Consider the following 21,508-nt stretch of genomic DNA (forward strand, 5'->3'; position numbering starts at 1 on the left):
ATTAAAAAAGATTGTTACGAAATGTTTTCCAATGCTTTTCTTACATGCCTGCCCCCCCTTCAAGTGGCATGATCTCTGCTACTTTCTCTATTCAATAAGGAGAAATGGCATGACACATCCACGAGCCGCCGGTGCTATGGCGCTGAAAGACAAAAATCTGGCGTATTTTAAAAAGAAGCACCCTGCTCTATATCAGACTGCGTTGCAGGAAAGCTTCAGTCGACTGACGCTGAATATCGATGGCGATACAGGTAAGGTCGATCTTTGGCACAACAAGCAAAGTCTGTATCAAGGTGATGCACATGCGTTTGCCGATAACGAGGTGGCTGCGTACAAGGAAAACTTCGGACCAGGAAGCTCGATCGCCACCATATTGCCGCCAAGGCCCGGAGCAATAGGGTTCCACCGGTTTTTCTCCAAACGTATGCACGCCCTTACGGATCAGATTCCGGACGACGCAGACCTGACTCAGAACTATACCATTCCTGATTTCTACCCCATGATCGTATTCTTTGGCTGCGGGCTGGGAATTCATATCGAAAAGATGATCCGGGAGAACAGAATTCTCAACGTCGTCATTTTCGAGCCAGATCCTGAGTACTTCTTCGCCAGCCTCTATGTCACAGACTGGGAAAGCCTCTTCAGAGAGTTTGAAAGAAAAGGCAACAAAATCGATATACTTGTCTCTAGTGGCGGAGTTGCTCCACCAGAAGTGTCCTCCCCCGCCCTCTGGAACCTCCTGATTAACTACGGCCCGAGCTTCCCGCTGTGTGCTCTGTTTTATAATCACATCAGCAGTGAGCCCTATAATCCTATCGTCAAGCGTATACAGGGGGATATGCACTTCTTCCTGAATCAGTGGGGTTACTACGACGACGAAATAAATCAGTTTAATAATGCCCTGCATAATATCGGTGCAGGCGTACCACCCATGTCTTACGACCAGATCGATACCGACATGCCCGCGGTGATTGTCGGCGGCGGACCTTCGTTTGATATGCGGGTAGAAGAAATCAAACGCCATCGCGATAAAGTGTTACTGATCTCGTGCGGAACATCGGTGCACAGCATTATTGCTGCTGGACTCATGCCCGATATTCACGTCGAAATTGAGTCGCACATGCTAACGTACGATCATCTTTCGAAAATCGATCAGCCGGAGTTCTTTGAGAATACCTTGCTGGTCGGCGCCCTACAGCTGCCTCCTCAGGTGTTCAACCTGTTCAAACATGGTTACTACTTCCTTAAAGACTCAACGGCGCTAGCCAGTATGTTTGGAACCGAAGATGAAATCGTACACAGAGCGACACCGACCTGTACCAACACCGGTGTGGCCGTAGCAACCCACCTTAAACTTAAGAGCGTCTTCCTGTACGGCATGGACTTCGGCTTCCCGGAGAAGAATCAGCATCACTCGAAAAACAGCATCTACTTCAGCGATAAAATGAGTGACTCCATCAAAGAAGGGGTGAAGCGCAACCTGGAGAAGCTGGTCGAAACCGAATCCGTTCATGGCGATCCTATGTACACCTTTCCGATGTACAACACCTCGAGAATGAGTATTGAGCAGTTAACAAAACACCGTGCTATTTATCAGAAAACAGAAAGCTACGCATGCTCCGAAGGCGCCAGGATCGCCAACACAGAATACCTGACACCGGATGCTGTCGATGACTTCTTCACTACACGTAAAGACATCGCTTCAACGAAATTTCTGAAGGCACTCAAAGGTACGCCATTCACACAGAAACAAATGCGCGAAAAAATCAATAAACTGGGTGCTTTCCTGACAGAAATCAGCCGATCATTCAGTGTGTGTTTAAATTCTCTGAAATCGACCGAACCTGAAGACGTGTTCCGTGTATGCCACACAATCAATCTTAATCTACTGCAACAGGTCTTCCCTAAGTATGGCCTGACCGCATACTTCATACGCGGCTCAATCTGGCACTACCTGAACATCGGCTGTGCCCACTCACTTTCGATCGAAAATAAAGCCAGTCGCGACAAATTCATCACTGAATGGAAAAGTAACTTTGGGAAATTTCTCGAAGATCTACCAGCCCATTACGACAGTATTACGTCAAAGCAATACCCAGACTCTGAAGACCCTTGGGTTCGCAACGATATCGTTTCTAACGAGCATCTATACGCCGAATGATTCGTTTCGGAGATCAATAATACCTGCATGTGGTAACACACATGCAGGCGCATTCGGTGGCAAGGCACAGTAGACCTTGCGTCCTGCGGCTAACGCCACCACCATCGCGTAACTGTTTAATCCGACAACATACGTCGCCTCTGAGATCGCATGCGATAATGACTCTTCCATTTTTACAGAAACTCTGAAATCTACACACTCAGTAAGAGTGTCGTACTTACCGGGTGGGTCAGAAGGATGAGGGCGAATCACAATATCGCCGACGTTAGCATCGGTCTTTTTAAGAGCGGTAAGAAAAAACTCGAAGGCTGAAAATTCACCCGGCTTAAGAAAAGCAGACTGATCCGTATGTATATCGCCCCATTGCTCTCGCACGGGCTCCATCAAAAACAGAACCTGTTCTGGCGTTGAGGGCAAACCAATATCGGCGATCTGACACTCAAGATACCTTCCGGGCATAGCGCGTATACAGGTACCCGGAAACTCCACAGCCGCTAAGGAACGTGCTTCCTCATCTACAACCCATAGTTCATCAACATCAGCTGTATCGTCAGCCTGATAATTCAATCTCGGACGATAATTCACCCAGTGATCCAGCACTGCGAATACAGGAATTGCATATTGGCGGGCAAGGCACATCGCGCTCTTCTCAATCTGCGTTGCCCAGCCTGTGCCACAAATAACCCAATCCACTTTATGAATCAGGGTTTCGACATCATCGATACTATCGAAACGACTCAGTAGGCCAAGTCGTTCTGCAATAATTTGAGCAGGACCATGTAATGACAGCGTGATATCGATATCAGAAAATTCGCCTGCCGTAATCCAATGCAGGATCTGATTGGCCGCACCCGCATCGTGAGCGACAATGCCACAACGCCCCGCAGGAAAATCAGTCATAGGAGAATCTGGCGAAATGCAACATATCGAAAGCAACGCCTTCAACTAATTCATGCTGTACACGAATACCATCCGGGACCATATCACTCTTACGAATAACCCCCAGCATCGCCTTGTTACAGCCCAGAGTGCCTGCAGTCACCTTACGCAAACCAGGCAACGAGAGCACCTTATCCATCACCATTAACCAGGCTGTAGAACCAGCGCCGGGAGCCGAGGTTTCACCAATCAGGATTCCCATATCAGCCGTGCCATGGCGTTGATTGAAATGAACCGTCATCGTGCCGATATGGCCGTGAACATTATGCTTCACAGCAAGAAATACCGAGTTACTCCGGCTTACGGAATCAAAGAACTCACGACAACTGGCTTCGTCATGATTCATAAATCTCTGATTACTGAACCTGACCAGTTCCTTATTGTTCAACCAGCCAATATACCGCTCTGAAATATCATCCAGAGTAAAAAGACAGACTTTTAAGTCATCCTTTTCAATCGGCAGTATGGATTTGAAGTCATTACTGAACATCGTTACGCCTTACCGACTCATCTCGACCTTGTGTGCCCACACTTTATGGAAAGCACGGATAATCAGATCAACATCCGATTCGGTCAGATCATAAGTGCACATACCGAACCCCAGATACGTACGGTCATTCATATCCTCTGCGACCGGGCATATCCCCTTCTCGTAGGATATATCCTGCCGTGTGAAATCAGCACTCCATGGGAAGCCGCTGCTGCCGTAAGCAGTTTTTTGCTGATACATAGGCAAAAGATGCAGGTTCTGATACTGCGTCGCCAGAATCACCCCTTCTGCCTTCAATGCCTCAGCAATCTCAAATTTACTGACACCTGTGATATCCGGGTCGACCAGAAGTGGAAATACGTAGTACACGTGGGTATTCCCATCGGCAACATACGGCACTGACAGCCCCGGCAGCTCACAAATACCCGCCGCCAATCGTTCGGCCAGAGCGCGACGGGACTCGACCAGCCCATTTAGCTTCTTCAACTGCTCAATACCAATCGCGCACTCAATTTCTCCCAAGCGGAAGTTATAACCAAGCATGTTATTGATCGGCATAGCCTCCCGGTCGGGCAAGACAGCCTCAGCATGATTGCGTATCAAGCGGACACGTTCGGCAAGTGCATCATCGTTGGTAACAACGACACCACCCTCACCGGTATGAATATGCTTGTGGTAATTCAGGCTATAACCACCAATATCCCCCAGGGTGCCCGCCCATTTTCCTTTGTACTGCGCGGCGGGTGCCTGCGCGGTATCGGAGATAATTTTGAGATTAAACTCATCAGCAATGGCTCGAAGCGCATCCATATCGGCCGACTGGCCAAAAATATCGACTGCCATGATAGCCCGGGTTTTTTCCGAAATATTTCTCCGCACCGATTCTGGATCAAGATTAAATGTTTTCGGATCGATATCTGCAAACACCGGGATGGCATTCCAATGTAGGATGGCCGTCGCACTGGCACACATAGTCCATGGCGTTACGATAATTTCATCACCCGGTTCGATATCAAGAGCACCGACCGCAGCGATCAGACCTGAGGTCCAGGAGTTGACCGTAATAGCGTGCTTAACACCAAAGTACTCAGCGCACTGCGCCTCGAACGCCTGTACCTTGCTGCCGCCATAAAAATCGTCGTGCCAGCAACCCAGAAACTGAGACAGAACACCACTTTCCATAACTTTCTGCACAGCATCCTGCTCTTCTTTGCCAAGGCTGTTATAGCGCGGAAACTCGTGCGTAATAACAGGCGCTCCACCTTCAAGAGCGAGGGTTTCTGAACGCATGGCATCCAGTAATTCGTTTGTATTAGTCATGTACTCGTTCCAGAATCTGTTCTATCAAACGTTCCGTTTCTACCGCCTGCTCCGCAGCACGATAATCAAAAGGGCCAGACTGACTGAGCAGTGCGAGGTCTATCACTTCAGATATGGCTTTTTCCATCACTGGAAGATATCCACCGGAGCGTCCAATTTCGTTACCCAAACGCTTATAGCCGGAAAACTCCGGGCTTTCTTCAACCCTGCGTTCGCTCCAGCGAAGTCCCCCATCAAGCATACGGAATTCGCCTTTATCAGTCAGAAACGTCAGCTCAAACTGAGCGAAATCATCCGAGTCCGTACTATTCAGAGAACAGCGTATTCCACGATCAGACATCAGGACCATATCGATATCAGGATCATCCTTACGTACGTTGCCAGGGCGAACCGCAGCCCACTCTGGGCTCAGCACGCCGACCATACCCGCCAACAAGTCCAGAAGGTGAGAGCCGTTATTGCGTATGCCCTTGTTGTACACCGCGGTGACCGCTTTAAGCGAACCCGGCCATTCTGCACTCTTGGTTTTCAGACCATTTTTAAGCTCAGCCAGCACTGAATCCCAACGGCGGCTGTAATTAACAATCAAGGCGATATTCTGCTGCCTGCATTTATCCAGCAATCTCTGACTGGTTTCAGCAGAGGTCGACACAGGCTTTTCAAGGAATATGACTTTCGGTCTGAAGCGAAAAACATCCTCAATCGAGCTACTGTGCACGGCGGTTGGAGTACAGATACTGACAATGTCGAAGTCACATTCAGCAGGTATTTCTTCGCATTCCGAGTACGCTTCACTGACAGACCAACGTTCTGCAAACCTCTCAGCAATCTCAATATCAGGATCGACGCAAGCCGCGAGTACAACATCAGTTCGCTTACTGTAAGCACCGGCATGCGACAGTGCGAACTCTTCCGGCGCGCGCTTCTCATCGAACCCACCTGCGATTCGTCCACATCCAACAATAAGGACAGACAATGGCGTCGTCATACGGACTTCTCTACCGCCCGCAACAACACAAAGGCTTCCGCATACTCCACACCAACCGATGCTCCCCGAAGTCCAGCTAACTGACGCACATTCTGGTATGAACGGGTATGTGGGTACTCACGCATCTCTGAATCGTACGGTGCGAGTGCCAACATTTTTTTCTCAAGGGTGTCGCTTATATCTATCCAATAATTCGGTGCAAAGACTTCATTCATCGACCATTCGGTACTGGAAAGCACCTCGAAAGAAAGAATGCGTTTTAACGCAGGCAAAGAGCCCGGCTGGGGACGACATGCGGTCATGACCGCCTGAGCCGTCACTCGATGATCGATATTCAAATCGCCCGAAAAGTGGGTATAAATAATCGAAGGGTTTAAGCGACGGATATGTGGCTCAAGACTCTGCACAACATCCAGTAGTGGCACAGAATCCAATTTATTATCAGGCCAGTCTAAAAAAATTCGTTCTGAAATTCCCAGCGCATCGGCGCAATTGTTTGCGGCCAAACGGCGTTGCCTGATATCAGCCTCTTCACGCGAGGCTTCGCCATCCGCCATAAACAAAACATGAACCTGATCACCCGCAGCAACATGCCTCGCAATAGTGCCGCCACAACCAAGCACCTCATCATCCGGATGAGCAGCCACAACCAACACAATCTCACTCATCAAACGCCTCCCATTGCACGGGTGTACCCCGGCTCACTGAGTCACTGAGCGTACGGCCGATAACGTCATCATAATATTTAGGCGCCAGACCAAAGCCCGGACGAATACGACGGATATCATTCTCGCTGACAATATGGCCCGCGGGCAGGTCTTTCACAAAGTATAAAGATCGACGGAATCGGCGGTTCGGCTCTTCGGCTTTCTGTCGGGTAAAAGCGTCATTTCCGAGTGCTGCCCAGGCATTATTTGCGTCCTCGACCAACTGCTTAAGCTCATGTGGCTCAATAGAGAACTCACTGTCCGGCCCCTTGTCTTCCCGGCTTAGGGTAAAGTGTTTCTCGATAACGCACGCACCCAAGGAGACAGCAGCCACCGACGCGACGGTTCCTAACGTATGATCAGACAACCCAACAGTAACGCCAAACTCTTTCTCAAGGGTGGCCATCTGGCGGATATTCGCCTGCTCCATCGGCGCTGGATAGCTACTGATGCAGTGCAGCAACACCAGATCAGTACAACCAGAAGCGCGCGCAGCTTCAACGGCCTCCGTCACCTCTTCCAGACTCGCCATTCCCGTCGACATGATCATAGGTTTACCGGTGGCTGCAATACAGCGAATCAATGGGATATCAGTCAACTCAAACGACGCGACTTTGTACGCGGGGGCACCTAATGACTCCAGAAGCTCAACAGCCGACTCATCAAAAGGCGTAGAAAATAAAGTAATACCGCGCGCGTTTGCATGATCAAACATGGCCTTATGCCATTCATAAGGCGTTTCGGCCCACTTGTAGAGGTCGTAAAGCTTGTAGCCATCCCACAAACCACCATGAATCTGAAAGTCGGGTAAATCGCAGTCGATGGTCATGGTGTCTGCAGTGTAAGTCTGAATTTTGACTGCGCTGGCCCCTGCATCAGCGGCCGCATCAATGGTCTGCAACGCTTTTGCGAGATCGCCGTTATGATTAGCAGACACCTCAGCAATAATATACGGCTTGAAAGAGGCGCCTATCTTTCGGCCTGAAATAGAAAACGTCATGGCTTCTCTCTCTGTTTTACTTCGGATGTTGATCTTTCTGAACCTGTTAAAGAAATAACAACGCTCGCTTTCAGTTCACCCTCATGTAATTCGGCATCCGTATAGCGCAGAATGTACTGACCAGAACGGCTGAATGCATGAGGGTAACCATCGGCATCCAGCATCCGTATAAAATCATAAAGTATCTCAGGAGAAGCACCGTCCGGAATTTCACTCTCCTCCGCTGTGCGACGTTTAAACACAACAACTTCACCCGTCTGATCTACAGGTTCAGGTTGCTCAGCAATCATTGAGCGAATGATATCCGTCGATAACTCCCCGGCTCTTCGATAGATCTGTTCTGCCGTGCCACTTAGGGATAAGCCCCGTTTCGCATAAACAGGCCCGGCATCCATAGCCTCGACCATTCGGAACGCAGTCAGCACCGTTTCCTGATGACCGCGAAGAATCAAATTCTGTAGTGGGCTGCCACCTCGCCCGTAGGGCAGGTCCGTCATATGGAAGCACACGCACTCATGCTGCGCCCATACGCTTTCGGGCACATGATGGCTCCAGTGCAAGAAAAATATATAACGCGGAGACTCTATCTCCGTGACAGCTTCGAGCAATTCATCAGGCGTCGATACCCAGTACCAGTCGCCCTCGTACTCTTCCTTCAAAGCTTCAAACGAGGTTCGATGCCACTCTTTATTGCTCGCAATAATATATGCAGACGCAACATCAGTACTCATAGCGACGTCCTCCTGTTTTCTGAAAGCCCGCTCGCTTGAATACTTTCCGCGAGGCAAAATTACCGGGAGCAACATCGGCGCAAAAACGTGTTTCGGGATAACGACTTACAAGCGCTTTCAATGCGTTAACAGCAAGCTTCCGCCCGCGAAAGTTCCGGCTGATAAGGATAGATACTTCTGAGCTACCTAAAGAGCTACCTAAAGAGCTACCTACAGAACTACTTTTAGAACTAGTTACAGCGCCATCCACTCGCACGTAGCCCGCCTTCTCTCCTTTGAAAAGAACGATATACAGGCTAACCGAAGGGTCAGACATAACACCTTGATACCATCGCCTGTGTTGCGACCAGCGTGGAAGTTGTGGCGTACGGAAAAAACGACGGGCTCCGGGTTGCTTCTGCCAACGATAGAAATCCCGTATGTCACTCATTATCGCGGAACGCAGAGTCAGGCCTTCCGGCTTCGTGTTTTCCACGGCCTTGATAACATGCTTACTTCCATCGCTTCTCAGCAGATCAGACGAGTGATCCTGCATACTCTGACGCACCTCATCAGACTCAACAAGACTTCTGAACGCAGAGACATCAAAACTGCCAGCTGTGCCAGAGTAGTCTGCTACAACTTTTACTAAGCCATTATCTTCTGCATAACTGGCCTGGGGTTTCTGATTATCAGCAACAATCACCAGTGCCGTAGGCAATCTCATAGCGATACGTTCCCACAGCGAACCTCCTGAGGCGCCGATACAAACATGATGAGTGCGATACAGGCCTGCCATATCGTCGCAGTGTTCAATTAAGTTCACAGAAAATGGATATTGAGCGCTCTGCATATGAGACTGAATACGAGAAAATGCAGGAGATGACTGACTCAAAAGCACGGTAAAACTTAACTTACCAGCGAAGTCTTCGTTAGCCAATGCATCGAGAATATCAGCACTTAAACCACGATAGTCGTATCCACCCAGGTTAAGTAAAACACGCTGCACATTTCCAGCAGGCTGACAGGGCTCATGGAAAAACTCTTCACGAATCAGATTAAAATCAGAACCGGAGAGCACATTCTCTGGTTTGATATAGTCTCTATAATCCCCAGCAATCGATCCGGGGCGTGGGTCGAGAAGTAAGTCAGCACTGACTTTCCGGTGCGGCCAGTCTTCGATTAAAAGCAAACAATAGCCCGCGCGTTTAATTGCAGAGATCCATGGCTCACCGTAGCCGTAATGATCGACGACGATCCAGTCAAGCTGATAGCCCGCCACTGTACGTAAAAAGCACTGGGCCTCAGTCTCCTGCTGACTTGTTTCGTATTCAGCTTCGATTGCTACCGATGATTGCTGACAGCCATATTCCAGCGAAGGAAGCCTGATAATCCGGATACCAGTCGCATTGATTCGCTTCTCAAGAGCAGCATCGATATCAGAAACGAAAAAGCAAATCTCATGCCCCTGCGTCATGGCTGCACGCGCCAGAGTCAGGCAGCGCATTACATGCCCTGTACCTACTCTCTCTGATGCATCGCAACGAAACGCAATTTTCATGCATTACCCCAGAATTGCCGGAGCCATCAGTTCTGCTCTCGCCCAATCATCCGGAGTATCAATATCCTGAACCCGCCATCGAGGAATGACGAACGCCTGAGAATGCGGCGCAAAAATAAGATCGCCATCCATCCAGGCTTTGGCGTGGCCCCAGTAGAATTGTCCGGCATCGTGATACGCCACCGGTAAATCCTGGCTGCGCTTTTCAAAGTTTTCTGGCCAGAACATCTCGACAGAATGATCATCTTCTACCTGAAAGGAGCGGAAGATCGGCGCCGCAAACTCCGTTGCGGTAAAACAATACATGCTGTCTGTACGCTTAAACTGCTTGTAAGAAGCCTCTAAATCATCCGCTGAAATAAAGGGGGCAGTTGCGTAGATACAACAAACATCAACAGGGGCTTCGCCTTCATCGATCAAGGCATCAATCGCATGCGCAATGACCGGAATCGTAGCGGTATGATCATCCGACAGATACGCCGGGCGGATAAACGGCACTTCAGCTCCGAGTGTGCGCGCTATTTCGGCAATTTCATCGTCGTCGGTAGAAACAATAATACGGTCGAACAATCCACATTGAATCGCTGCATCAATCGACCAGGCGATCATCGGTTTACCCGCAAAATGTTTAATATTCTTTCGTGGAATCCGCTTACTGCCACCGCGAGCGGGTATCACAGCGATCCGACTCATATCAGAACGTCCTCCAAAACGTTAGCCACCGTGTTCTGCTGTTCTTCTGTCATTCCGTGAAATAACGGGATACTGATCGCTTCTGTGTAATATTTCTCTGCCACTGGGAAGTCCCCCATCGCGAATCCACGCGCCGCGTAATAGGGCTGTAAATGTACGGGAATATAATGCAGATTAACGCCAATGCCCGCCTCGCGGAGTTCCTTAAATACCTGCTTCTGCGATTTCTCAATCAGATCAGGTTTAATCCTCAGTATGTACAAATGCCAGGCCGATGCTGACCACTCGGCCTGGTACGGCAACGTCACCGGCAGGCTACTCAATAGCGAAAAATATCGTTCAGCCAGTGCGCGTCGTTGCTCAATAAACTGACTCAGGCGCTGCATCTGACTAACGCCCAAGGCCGCCTGAAGGTCCGTCATGCGATAGTTAAAACCAAGCTCCTGCTGCTGGTAATACCAATCACCATCGGGCTCGCGCGTCATCAAAGCTGGATCACGGGTAATGCCGTGCGAGCGCAACCGCGCCATAGTATTCGCCAGCTCCTCATCCTGAGTCACTGCCATACCGCCCTCACCCGTCGTAATAATCTTTACTGGATGAAAGCTGAAGACAGTAATATCAGAGTAACGGCAATTCCCTACCGGCAAACCGGCATAATCTGCCCCTATCGCATGAGAAGCGTCTTCTATGACTTTGAAATTAAAACGTTTCGCGAGATCAGCGATGGCCTTCATATCGCACGACTGGCCAGCTAAATGAACGGGGATAAGCACATCAGGTAAAGTACCCGCCTGCTCAGCCTCAACGAGCTTTTCGGTCAGAGCCTCGATACTGAGGTTGTAGGTCTGGCTATCGATGTCGACAAAATCAACATCAGCACCGCAATAGAGAGCACAATTAGCAGAAGCAACAAAGGTTACCGGGCTGGTCCACACTCGACTTCCCCTGCCGATTCCTAAGGCCAGACAAGCGATATGAAGTGCAGAGGTAGCACTGTTAACAGCTACACCAAACGCCGCACCAACGGCATCACAAACCGCGGATTCAAAGGCGGGTACGGCCGGGCCCTGAGTCAGGAAGTCAGACTGAAGTGCTTCAGTGACCGCTTTGATATCCTCACTCGTAATGTTCTGGCGCCCGTATGGGATCATAGTTAAATCTTCCCGATTCTATCCCGGTTATGCTCAATCCAATGCTGAAGCTCAGCATCGGTCATCCACTCTGAATTATTATCACTTGAATAGGTAAAGCCTTCGGGTACCAGCTTGCCGTCTTTTATACGCTCAGGGCAATGGTCCCAACCGTTAATACTCGGCAGAATTTTGAAATGTTCGTCATACTCATAAGTATGGAACGAATCCTCACTGCCAATCATCTGCTCATGCAGCTTTTCGCCCGGACGGATGCCTACGACCTTCTGTTCGGCCTCCGGGGCCACTACCCGGGCAAGATCCGTTACCTTCATCGACGGAATCTTCTTCACGTAGATTTCACCGCCAATCATGTCTTCGAAAGCATGCCAGACGAGCTTAACCGCATCCTCAAGAGAGATCATAAAGCGTGTCATTCGATCATCGGTAATCGGTAGCACACCCGACTCCTTGATCGACTGAAAGAAAGGAATCACAGACCCGCGCGAACCCATCACATTGCCGTAGCGCACGACCGAGAAGTTGGTGCCATGCTCGCCCGAATACGCATTACCCGACACAAACAACTTATCCGAGGCGAGCTTAGTCGCACCATAGAGATTGACCGGAGAACTGGCCTTATCCGTAGAGAGCGCCACACAGCTTTCGATACCGTGATCGATACAGGCATCAATCACATTCATCGCGCCGTTGATGTTGGTTTTTACACACTCAAATGGATTGTACTCAGCGATCGGAACAATCTTTGTCGCCGCCGCATGCACCACATAATCAACGCCATCTAAGGCTCGATACAAACGGTCTTTATCGCGCACATCGCCAATGAAGAAACGAACCCTGGGATCACCCTCGAAGAGCTTCGCCATCTCCCACTGTTTCATCTCATCACGAGAAAACACAATGATCCGGCGCGGGTTGTACTTCTCAAGCGTCATCGGAACAAAAGCATGGCCAAATGACCCAGTGCCACCCGTGACCAGAATGCTTTTCCCATCGAACATAGTCAAACTCCTGACGCTTTAACTCATATCCATGAGATTGAGCAATCAGTGTGCCATGTCAGAATTAATCGATAGAGACAGAGAGTAGAAAAGAGAAAACTATTCCTGGCAAGCGCGCCTTACGAGCTTCCAGGGCATCTCAGTACACAGGTTGAGGTTGTAGGCTTTAAGCTCTTTGATGATGTCCAGCATGTCCCGCCGGATCGTGCCCTGGGTCTTCTGGAGGCGTAGTACTACCCATTGTTTCTGGTCTGAACGTAACTTGTTCCAACTATAGAGAGACAACTCAAGTAGATTTCGGTCTAACCCTCGTTCGTTAGGCGCAAGCGACGTAACCCGATCGAAGCGAGCCTGAATCGATTCCGCTGAACGGTTAAGAAGGTACTCCGCATCAAACGCCCCCAGATGGTAATAAGGCCAAAGGGGCCTACCTTCCATCGCCCGCTCGTAAAGTGCGAGCACTCTTTCGAAAAGCGCCTCACGTTCAGCACCCAATGGAAGCGTCACAGCGTAAGCTCGCAAATAAGAAGCGTAAGAAGCAGCAGCATCCGAGTGCCAGGGGGCGAGTGTCAACGCAGATTCAAAATACGGACTGGTTCCGGAGTCCGTATCCGAGGCTTTACCTAACTCAGTCAGCAAAGAAACCAACGCTAAGTAGGCCGCGAATAAAGCGGGGAATAAAATAAGCCACCAATAGCGAGAAATAACACCCGCTACTCGTGACCCACCTATCAAGTTACGCCCCATTACCCCTGAACAGACTTCGATGAATATCCGTAAACATCGTAGTAGCCCGCATAGGAATCAGCGTATTTGGCTTCGCGATCAATATTCACCTGATTCAACACCACACCCAGCACGCGGGCATTATTGTTATCAAGCTTACTCAAGCCATCCTGTGCGAGTTTGTCTTTCGTCGCATCCGCCTTAACAACATAGACAACACCGTCTACCAGAGTCGACAAGTACAAGGCATCACTCACGGCCTGCATAGGTGCAGAGTCAATAATAATCCGCTGATAACGCCCACGGAGTGTATCGAGGATGTCACGGAAATTCTTCGAACCCAGCAACTCGAGTGGGTTAGGAGGAATCGGTCCGGCAGACACAACATCAATACCCAGTTCTGGGCGCGACTGAATACATTCATCCAACATATCCGGGTAAGCAACCGCGTTAGACAGACCCGGAACATTCGGAGCCAACCCTAACTTCTTCGCAACCGACGGACGACGCATGTCGCAGTCAATCAATAGAGTCTTTTCCATCTGCCCAAAAGCTTCAGCAACATTGGTTGATGTCGTCGTCTTACCTTCGCTCGGCACCGATGAGGTCACCAGAATAACCGACGCAGGCTGCTCCATGCTGGCAAGTGTCAGCCCAGTGCGCAAGGTACGAACAGATTCACGAAATCCATCCATCCCTTCACCAACAAAAGCGCGCACCATCTGCTCTGCATCGCCCGCATCATGCTTCTTACCTACCAGAGGCAACAGCCCAAGCATAGGCACGTCAAGCTTACGCTCAACATCGTCCAGATTCTTGATGGTTGAATCGAGAATATCCAACAGTAGCGCGAGAGCCACGCCAAACATTCCGCTCACGACTAATGCCAGCAACACTATCAACTTACGTTTAGGCTTTACAGGTGAAGCAGGTTCGACAGCAGGGTCAACCACGCGAGCATTAGCGGTTTGTAAATCGCCTGTTGCTGTGGTTTCACTGATACGGCTGAAAAAAGCATCATATAGTTGTTTGTTCGTGCGAACTTCACGCTGATACTCGTTAAGCATAAACTCCGTACGGTTAATATCCTTAACATCCGATTTGGCATGGGTGAATGCAATTTGCAGAGACGTTTCCTTTGCCTTTGCCACCAAATACTTACTTTCAATGGATGTAGCAATCCGCTTCATCTGCGTTAAAACAGACTCACGAACCGCCTCGAGATCAGATTCCGCAGCGATCATCTTAGGATGAAGCGGACCATAGCGCTTTTTCAGTTCAGAAACTTTCAGTTCGGCCTGAGTCTCTGCATCACGCAGATTAACGACAACGGGGTTACTGATGATACTTGGCAAACTCGAAAGGTTCTCGAAGGTCAATTCACCCAACGCCACCAGTTGTTGATACGTCCCTTCAAGCTCGAGCCGCTGGGAGCGCGCCTCGACTAGTTTCTCAGTAATCTGATCAATCTCTTTTGCAACCAGTGTACTTACGCCTTCAACATCTACGAGGTTATTCTCTTCCCGATACTCTTGAAGCCTGCGTTCTGATTCTTCAAGTTTAGCCTTGAGGCCTCCTAGCCTGTCAGTCAGCCAACCCGCAGCCTGCTGTGTTACTTTGACTTTTGCATCTAACTGGCTCTCAATGAACTGGTTTGCGATCTCATTGGCAATATTGGCGGCCAGTGCAGGAGATTTGCTTTCAACCGACACCTTAACCAATTGGGTTTTACGAATGGGTGAAACTTCAATTACCGACATCAAAGTGTCAATGGTATCGGAGATAATATCTTCTTCGGTTGCGGGTTCCCCCTCTCCCATCACCACTTCTCTCAGCGAGAAAGATTTTTTATTGCTCGGGTGGTGGCGATTAAACTCCGCTACATCGGTAAGCTTCATTTTTTTAACAACACGGCGAGCCAACTCTCGGGACTTAAGGATCTCAAATTGCGTTTTGAAGTACTCATCACTCTGGCTCGCGAGTCCATATACTTCTTCTATGGAAAGTACTTTAGCTTCCTCAGCTTCGATCATAATCGTTGCGGTTGCTTGATACAAAGGGGTCAAAACAAGAGCGACAAGGGCAGCGATCGCAGAAATTACAAGACTGAAGAGTACAATTTTCTTCAATTGCCGGCGCACGACCTGCCAATAGTGCGTGAGGTTAACAACCTCAACGCCAGACTGATTATTCATATAGTGTTTCCTGGTACATGATGCATTCTCTGATAATCAAAAGAAGCCTTGCTCAACCGTAATTACATCTCCAGGTCGTACAACGTCAGCTATGTTAGCCCGATTCTTCTTAATAGAAGGCCCACCATCTAACTCTACCTGCTTGACGCTCAAATCATGCACGACAAATATTTTGTTTTTAGAGGCACGCTCAGTTAAGCCGCCCGCAATGGAAATCGCTCTGTCTATTGTCAATCCTGGATGAAAGGAATAGCTGCCAGGTTTACGTACCTCGCCTGTAACGTAAAAAGGCCTGTATTCCATAATAGAGACCGTCACACTAGGATCGACAAGATAAGGGCCTCTAAGCCTCTCAACAAGCCTTATTTCAAGCTCTTTAGGACTCAGCCCCGTGACTTCTATATCCCCTAACAGTGGGTAAGATACTGTGCCAGACAGTCCAATTCTTAACTCAAGACTCAGATCGGGCTCATCGTAGACACTGATAGAAATCAGGTCACCAGCACCCAGGCGGTAGGCATTTTCGGTAGCAAGTACATTAAGCGAACAAGTGACTAAAAGCAGGCTCAGAAGGCGCAGCATGGTGGTTCTCTTTCTATAAAATCAAATCAGTATAGGAGCCTATATCGCGCCCCTACACTCGTGACATTCAGATAGCGAGCTTCAAGCCCAGAGTTACAACCTGCTGATCATAGTCCAGACCAGCTTCTGACGAATCACGCTCGGCCTGCCTAATACGGCCATAAACATCAAGGGTCTTAGCTGGGGAATAGGTACCGGTTATACTGTAGGACAGGGTATCGTCTTCTCGATTATTTACTTCGTTATAGTAGGTATCACTCGCAAGCGAGACATCCGTAGTTAGGGAAAAGAACTCGGAAAACTCATGTTTCCAACTAACCATCGAATATTTAGTATCAATGTAGTTACCTACACTACTCGCTTCGTTCGATGCCTGAGAAGTGAACACCGTAATCGCTGAGTAGGTGCGAGGCGTCCATACTCCCATAACTTCCCAACTTAACGTCTTATCAGAATCAACGTCGTCTGAATCGAAGTTACGTTGCGCAGCACCCACTTTGGCACTACCACTCAGCTTACCTGTAAGATCGTAAGACATACCCACCAGCGCTTTGGTCAGGCTACCTTCACGACCTTCGGTGATGATGTTGTCTTCGTTGTAGTCAATATTTGCTGTGCTCAAATCAATCAGGAAGTTGCTTCGATCACTCACGTAAATCGCGGTATCAACACTCAACGTTGTTTTAACATGGTCGCGGTTATCGGTCGCAGCAACGTTCAGGTTGTTCTGGTATTCTTTTTCATAACGGTTCAGACCAAAGGTCATGTTGAACAGCGCATTGGCGCTACCGTATGTGAAAGCAGCATCCCAGATGTCTTCGTCGTATTCATCAGGGTCTTTGATCTCAAGAGCTGCCGAACCCTCGGTAGTACCCGCACCACGAGCATCGTGCAGAGAGTTCACCTGTGCACTCAATGCCAGAGCATGACGGGAAGTCATTTCGAAATCAGCGCCGACATTGATCCGAGTATCCGTGTAGTTATCGTCTTCATCTGAAGAATAGGTACCTTTCTCGGCAGCAAAGCCTAACGCTAGTTGGGTCTGACCTAAATCGGCAGCAACGGCAACCGCTGGAGAAAGACGAGTTACAGTGGACGATTGCTGAGTTTCTTCAGGTTGCAGGTAAACGTTGTCGTTGTCTTGTACGGATATAGCAACGGAGGGCAGTAAAGTGATACCACTATCGAGTAGAATGCCCTGCGGCTCAACTGCCTGTGCGCCAAAGCTGGCGACCATTACAGCAACACTGAGCGGTATTTTTACAGACTTCATAGTATTCCCCTTAAAAATCAAGACTCTGCACAGGCAAAGCCTCAGTATCCATTTGCCATCCATTCGCCAGGTTGCGAGCAAGTCAGGCCGGTTTAGATCTCGACCAGACAAACCTTACTGACAAGTACCCCAATGCTCCTGTCAGTAGCCCCAATGATCCGAATGCAAGATCAAGCAATTCAAAACGCCGTGAGGCCAGAACGTACTGAAGGCCTTCATCCAGCGACAAGGCTGCTACCAGCACGCAACAAACGCCAATGGTACGCGTAATTGGCGCTAAATCTAACACCCGTTCCGATGCAAAACAAGCCAATACGGCCAAGATAGCCGACAATGTAAAATGCATGCTTTTGTCGCCACCGAGCCAGGCTTCCAGCCCGTGTATCTGCGTTAAGCCAATCTCAGCCGACTTGCACGCACTTAACACGATTAATCCGATGGCATAGACCAGAAACAACACGGCTGGCCACCGCTGTGCTTCTGCCTTCATTATCTAGTGAACGTGTTTCCCGACAAACCCTTTAAAGAAGGTCAGCACGACAATTTTCACATCCATCCACAACGACCAGTTACGGATATAATCCAGATCGTACTCAACACGCCCTTCCATCTTATCCAGCGTATCTGTTTCGCCGCGATAACCGTTGATTTGTGCCCAGCCGGTAATACCTGGTTTCACTTTGTGGCGCAGCATGTAGTACGGAATCAGTTTCCGATACTCTTCGTTGTGCGCAACCGCGTGAGGCCGAGGGCCAACCACCGACATACTACCCTGCAAAACATTAATAAATTGTGGCAACTCATCCAGCGACGTCTTGCGGATAAAGGCACCAACTGGGGTAATACGCGCATCGCCTTTGATCGCCTGCATCACCTTATCGCCGTTATCCATGGTCGTCATACTGCGGAATTTCCAGACCTCAATCCGACGACCATCCAGTCCATAACGAATCTGTTTAAAGACAACCGGCCCTTTAGAAGTGAACTTCACAGCCCCAGCAATAACCAGCATAGGAATAGCTATCACAGTAAGCACAGCCAACGAAAAGATAATATCGAACATCCGCTTAAGAACGTCATTGATGCCAAAGATAGGCGAGTCGTACACGCTCAGCGTCTGCATGTGGCCAACCTCGCTCAGGCGGGCATGCAGCAGATTGTACGTAAAGAAATCAGGGATAAGGTGAACAGATGCCGTTGTGTCACCGCATTTTTCCAGAATCTCAGCAATGCGTACCTGGGCTTTAAGCGGCAGAGCGATAAAGATCACTTCAAACTTACCCGACTGAGTGAGATGAATCAGTTCGTCGATGGTTCCCATCAGCTCGACATCATCGTATTCAGCCATGATCCGTTCATCACAACGATCATCAAAGAAGCCCCAGAACTGATAGCCAAGCTCTGGGCTCCGATCAATCTGCTTGCGCATTTCGATAGCGGCTTCATTCACACCGACAATGGCAACCCGGCGAGTGTTATAACCGCGCAACCGGATCTCTTTGAGAAAAAGCCTGAAAATCAGGCGCCAGGTACTCAGAAAAACTAAAGCACCTACCATCCAGGTCCCCATGACGAGGCGAGAAAAATCCTCCGAGACCTTGGCAAAGAATGCCAGGACAATAAGACCAGTGGCAACCAGCACCCAGGCAGACGAAGTCACTGTGATCATACGAAGCGCCGTCGCAGCGCGCCAGGAGCGGTAAACCTCCAGAGACTCAGCCACGAGAAGATAGCTCATTGAAGCAATAAGGCCCGCTGTCAGGTAGCCAATGTGCGGAGTAATCTCGTAGCCAATCACACAGACGAACAGGGTCATCAGAATGATGGAAAGGTCTATGACACGATAAAGAACTCCAAAAGAGTTCTCATTCGAGCGGATGAGTCCTTGTTTCGTCATAACTACCTCTGACTACGAATTCCTTTTTTTGCGCCACATAGTGATTCGTGACGTAACTTTATGTGAATTATGTGACGGGGGTCTGAAAGTGTCCATCCCCCGTATGGGTAAAGTTACCGTCAGGCGAGTGACAATCGTTCTATTCGTACGATTCGTGAACGACTTTGTCGCAATTGCACAATTTTCAGATGACGCAGATTAAAGGCATTCCATGACAAAGAAATGAATTGTCACGGAATAACTACTTGAGAATCAGTAAATTGGCGTTGAATCTTACTCCTCAGCGCGGCTTTCGCCTCATCATCACCATGAACAATGCGTACAGTTTTGGGGCGGTAGCGCATACGCTTAATAAAGTTCAGCAAATCCTTCTGATCCGCATGAGCACTGTACCCAGACAAGGTATACACACCCGCCCGAATGTCTGTTTTCTCGCCGTCCAGGTAGACATACCCACCTCGCGGGCCGTACTTCTGAATGTCCCTGCCCGGTGTCCCCTGAGCCTGATACCCCACAAACACAACATCAGTGCGTTTATCGGGTAACAAAGCCTTCAGGTAGTTCATCATCCGTCCACCTGCGCACATGCCACTTGCGGCAATCACGATGGCTGGCTTTCCCGTATTGGCCAGATATTCGACGGTCTGAACATGCTCCCGGTGAGATTCGATGGTAGTCAGCTGCTCAAACGACAAAGGATGCCGGCCAGATCGGAGGCGCTGCCTTGCCTCGGCATCCCAAAGCCTCTTTAAAGACCGATAGTGAGCTGTGAATTCAGCAGCTAATGGAGAATCGACAATGATATCAAGAGATTCCCACAGGGCTGCTTGCTCGTCATTTGTCGACTTGTGTGTTGCCCGGTGAATGATCTCCTCGATCTCATACAGCAGCTCCTGCGTGCGCCCAATCGAAAATGCCGGAATCAGAACCGTACCCCGATTCTTGAGGCAGCGCTCGATCGTCTTCTGCAAACGTTGTCGACGGGTTCTCCTGCCCTCGTGGCACTTATCACCGTAAGTACTCTCAATCACCAGATCATCGCAACGATACGGCGACTTAGGCGCGGGCAGTAGTGGCGAATACGGCGCCCCGAGATCCCCCGAAAACACGACACGTTTTGAGCCACGTAACTTCTCACCCACAGCGCATTCAACATACGCAGAACCAAGAATATGCCCTGCGCGCTGAAACTTGAGTTGCAGCGCAGGGATAGAAGCAGGAACGAACCACTCCTTAAAGGGCACAGCAATCAACTGCTTATCCAGCAAACGCAAGAAGTTATTAATCAGAGACTCGTCACGGGTAACACCGACCTTCAGAGCATCTTCCAACACCAGGGGCAACAATTGAGCTGTTGCTTCAGTGGCGTAGATAGGGCCAGAAAAACCCGCCGCCATCAGATAAGGAATACGCCCGACGTGATCAATGTGACAGTGAGTGACGACTAACGCCCTAACCCTCGATATATCGAAATCGATGGGCGACTCGCCCCTGGCCAGACCTTCAGAAATGGCCTCGCCCTCAGCGCCCTGAAACATACCGCAATCAATAAGAATGGCGTCGCCAGAATCCAGCGTCAGCCGGTGGCAAGAACCCGTGACGCCATCAACCGCGCCGTGGTGAGAGATTTTGTACATATATCTTCCTTGATATGTGTTTTGTTGAGGTCGCGTGACCTTTAAAAACCTGTAGGAGAAAATCAGCCAGCTTGCTCCATCCATGTGGGAGCGAATCAGCCGAAGGCTATTCGCGAAACCTATCGCTATTAGCCAGGCAAGCTGGCTGAATAGCTCCCACAAAGACTGTCTAATTCCCTGTGGGAGAAAATCAACCAGCCAGCTCCACCCCTGTGGGAGAAAATCAACCAGCCTGCTCCACCCATGTGGGAGCGAATCAGCGAGCCTACTCCATCCCTGTGGGAGCGAATCAGCCGAAGGCTATTCGCGAAACCTATCGCTATTAGCCAGGCAAGCTGGCTGAATAGCTCCCACAAAGACTGTCTAATTCCCTGTGTGAGAAAATCAACCAGCCTGCTCCACCCATGCGGGAGCGAATCAGCGGGCTTGCTCCATCCCTGTGGGAGCGAATCAGCCGAAGGCTATTCGCGAAAC

19 protein-coding genes are annotated in these 21,508 nt (G+C 49.5%); 1 reads left to right on the top strand and 18 read right to left on the bottom strand.

Annotation, left to right across the window (positions count from 1 at the left end; all coding sequences use genetic code 11):
• The first annotated feature begins 109 nt into the window (after nucleotides 1-109).
• Entirely contained in the window at nucleotides 110-2,161 is a 2,052-nt protein-coding gene (locus tag BW941_RS07285) for a motility associated factor glycosyltransferase family protein (protein WP_076514946.1), read from the top strand.
• Here BW941_RS07285 and BW941_RS07290 read toward each other — a convergent pair.
• From BW941_RS07290 to BW941_RS07375, 18 genes are all read right to left on the bottom strand, one after another.
• Complete coding sequence (locus BW941_RS07290; RefSeq protein WP_076514947.1) at nucleotides 2,147-3,061, bottom strand: hypothetical protein; 915 nt, start codon at nucleotides 3,059-3,061, stop codon at nucleotides 2,147-2,149. The genes BW941_RS07285 and BW941_RS07290 overlap by 15 nt on opposite strands.
• Complete coding sequence (locus BW941_RS07295; protein ID WP_076514948.1) at nucleotides 3,054-3,590, bottom strand: GNAT family N-acetyltransferase; 537 nt, start codon at nucleotides 3,588-3,590, stop codon at nucleotides 3,054-3,056. Before BW941_RS07295 ends, BW941_RS07290 begins: the two co-directional genes overlap by 8 nt.
• Nucleotides 3,591-3,599: 9 nt before the next feature.
• Complete coding sequence (locus BW941_RS07300) at nucleotides 3,600-4,910, bottom strand: DegT/DnrJ/EryC1/StrS family aminotransferase (protein WP_217693578.1); 1,311 nt, start codon at nucleotides 4,908-4,910, stop codon at nucleotides 3,600-3,602.
• On the bottom strand, nucleotides 4,903-5,898 hold the full coding sequence (locus BW941_RS07305) for a Gfo/Idh/MocA family protein (RefSeq protein ID WP_076514949.1): 996 nt from the start codon (nucleotides 5,896-5,898) through the stop codon (nucleotides 4,903-4,905). Before BW941_RS07305 ends, BW941_RS07300 begins: the two co-directional genes overlap by 8 nt.
• On the bottom strand, nucleotides 5,895-6,566 hold the full coding sequence (locus BW941_RS07310) for a PIG-L deacetylase family protein (protein ID WP_076514950.1): 672 nt from the start codon (nucleotides 6,564-6,566) through the stop codon (nucleotides 5,895-5,897). Before BW941_RS07310 ends, BW941_RS07305 begins: the two co-directional genes overlap by 4 nt.
• Entirely contained in the window at nucleotides 6,559-7,605 is a 1,047-nt protein-coding gene (gene pseI / locus BW941_RS07315; RefSeq protein ID WP_076514951.1) for a pseudaminic acid synthase, read from the bottom strand. The genes BW941_RS07310 and pseI overlap by 8 nt, the downstream gene beginning before the upstream one ends.
• Entirely contained in the window at nucleotides 7,602-8,336 is a 735-nt protein-coding gene (locus BW941_RS07320) for a formyl transferase (protein WP_076514952.1), read from the bottom strand. Before BW941_RS07320 ends, pseI begins: the two co-directional genes overlap by 4 nt.
• Nucleotides 8,326-9,876, bottom strand: coding sequence for a UDP-2,4-diacetamido-2,4,6-trideoxy-beta-L-altropyranose hydrolase (gene pseG / locus BW941_RS07325; protein WP_076514953.1), 1,551 nt, complete (start codon nucleotides 9,874-9,876; stop codon nucleotides 8,326-8,328). The genes BW941_RS07320 and pseG overlap by 11 nt, the downstream gene beginning before the upstream one ends.
• 3 nt (nucleotides 9,877-9,879) lie before the next feature.
• Nucleotides 9,880-10,569, bottom strand: coding sequence for a pseudaminic acid cytidylyltransferase (gene pseF, locus BW941_RS07330; RefSeq protein ID WP_076514954.1), 690 nt, complete (start codon nucleotides 10,567-10,569; stop codon nucleotides 9,880-9,882).
• Nucleotides 10,566-11,723 (bottom strand): UDP-4-amino-4,6-dideoxy-N-acetyl-beta-L-altrosamine transaminase, encoded by a 1,158-nt coding sequence (gene pseC, locus BW941_RS07335; RefSeq protein WP_076514955.1) that lies wholly within the window; start codon nucleotides 11,721-11,723, stop codon nucleotides 10,566-10,568. Before pseC ends, pseF begins: the two co-directional genes overlap by 4 nt.
• Nucleotides 11,724-11,725: 2 nt before the next feature.
• Nucleotides 11,726-12,724 carry a UDP-N-acetylglucosamine 4,6-dehydratase (inverting) gene (gene pseB / locus BW941_RS07340; protein ID WP_076514956.1) on the bottom strand — a complete coding sequence of 333 codons (999 nt, stop codon included), beginning with the start codon at nucleotides 12,722-12,724 and terminating at the stop codon, nucleotides 11,726-11,728.
• Between the two features lie 99 nt (nucleotides 12,725-12,823).
• Nucleotides 12,824-13,363: a hypothetical protein gene (locus BW941_RS07345; protein ID WP_139325783.1), complete on the bottom strand. Its 540-nt coding sequence runs from the start codon at nucleotides 13,361-13,363 to the stop codon at nucleotides 12,824-12,826.
• 107 nt (nucleotides 13,364-13,470) lie between these two features.
• Complete coding sequence (locus tag BW941_RS07350; protein ID WP_076514958.1) at nucleotides 13,471-15,645, bottom strand: GumC family protein; 2,175 nt, start codon at nucleotides 15,643-15,645, stop codon at nucleotides 13,471-13,473.
• A 36-nt stretch (nucleotides 15,646-15,681) separates the two neighbouring features.
• Nucleotides 15,682-16,227, bottom strand: coding sequence for a polysaccharide biosynthesis/export family protein (locus tag BW941_RS07355; protein WP_076514959.1), 546 nt, complete (start codon nucleotides 16,225-16,227; stop codon nucleotides 15,682-15,684).
• A gap of 67 nt (nucleotides 16,228-16,294) precedes the next feature.
• Nucleotides 16,295-17,500 carry an outer membrane beta-barrel protein gene (locus BW941_RS07360; protein ID WP_076514960.1) on the bottom strand — a complete coding sequence of 402 codons (1,206 nt, stop codon included), beginning with the start codon at nucleotides 17,498-17,500 and terminating at the stop codon, nucleotides 16,295-16,297.
• A gap of 82 nt (nucleotides 17,501-17,582) precedes the next feature.
• Nucleotides 17,583-17,960, bottom strand: coding sequence for a VanZ family protein (locus BW941_RS07365; protein WP_139325784.1), 378 nt, complete (start codon nucleotides 17,958-17,960; stop codon nucleotides 17,583-17,585).
• Nucleotides 17,961-17,993: 33 nt separating this feature from the next.
• Complete coding sequence (locus BW941_RS07370; RefSeq protein ID WP_076514962.1) at nucleotides 17,994-19,397, bottom strand: undecaprenyl-phosphate glucose phosphotransferase; 1,404 nt, start codon at nucleotides 19,395-19,397, stop codon at nucleotides 17,994-17,996.
• Nucleotides 19,398-19,627: 230 nt separating this feature from the next.
• Nucleotides 19,628-21,034, bottom strand: coding sequence for an MBL fold metallo-hydrolase RNA specificity domain-containing protein (locus tag BW941_RS07375; protein ID WP_076514963.1), 1,407 nt, complete (start codon nucleotides 21,032-21,034; stop codon nucleotides 19,628-19,630).
• Nucleotides 21,035-21,508 lie beyond the last annotated feature (474 nt).

The organism is Thalassolituus maritimus, from assembly GCF_900156675.1.
Lineage (GTDB): Bacteria > Pseudomonadota > Gammaproteobacteria > Pseudomonadales > Oceanobacteraceae > Thalassolituus > Thalassolituus maritimus.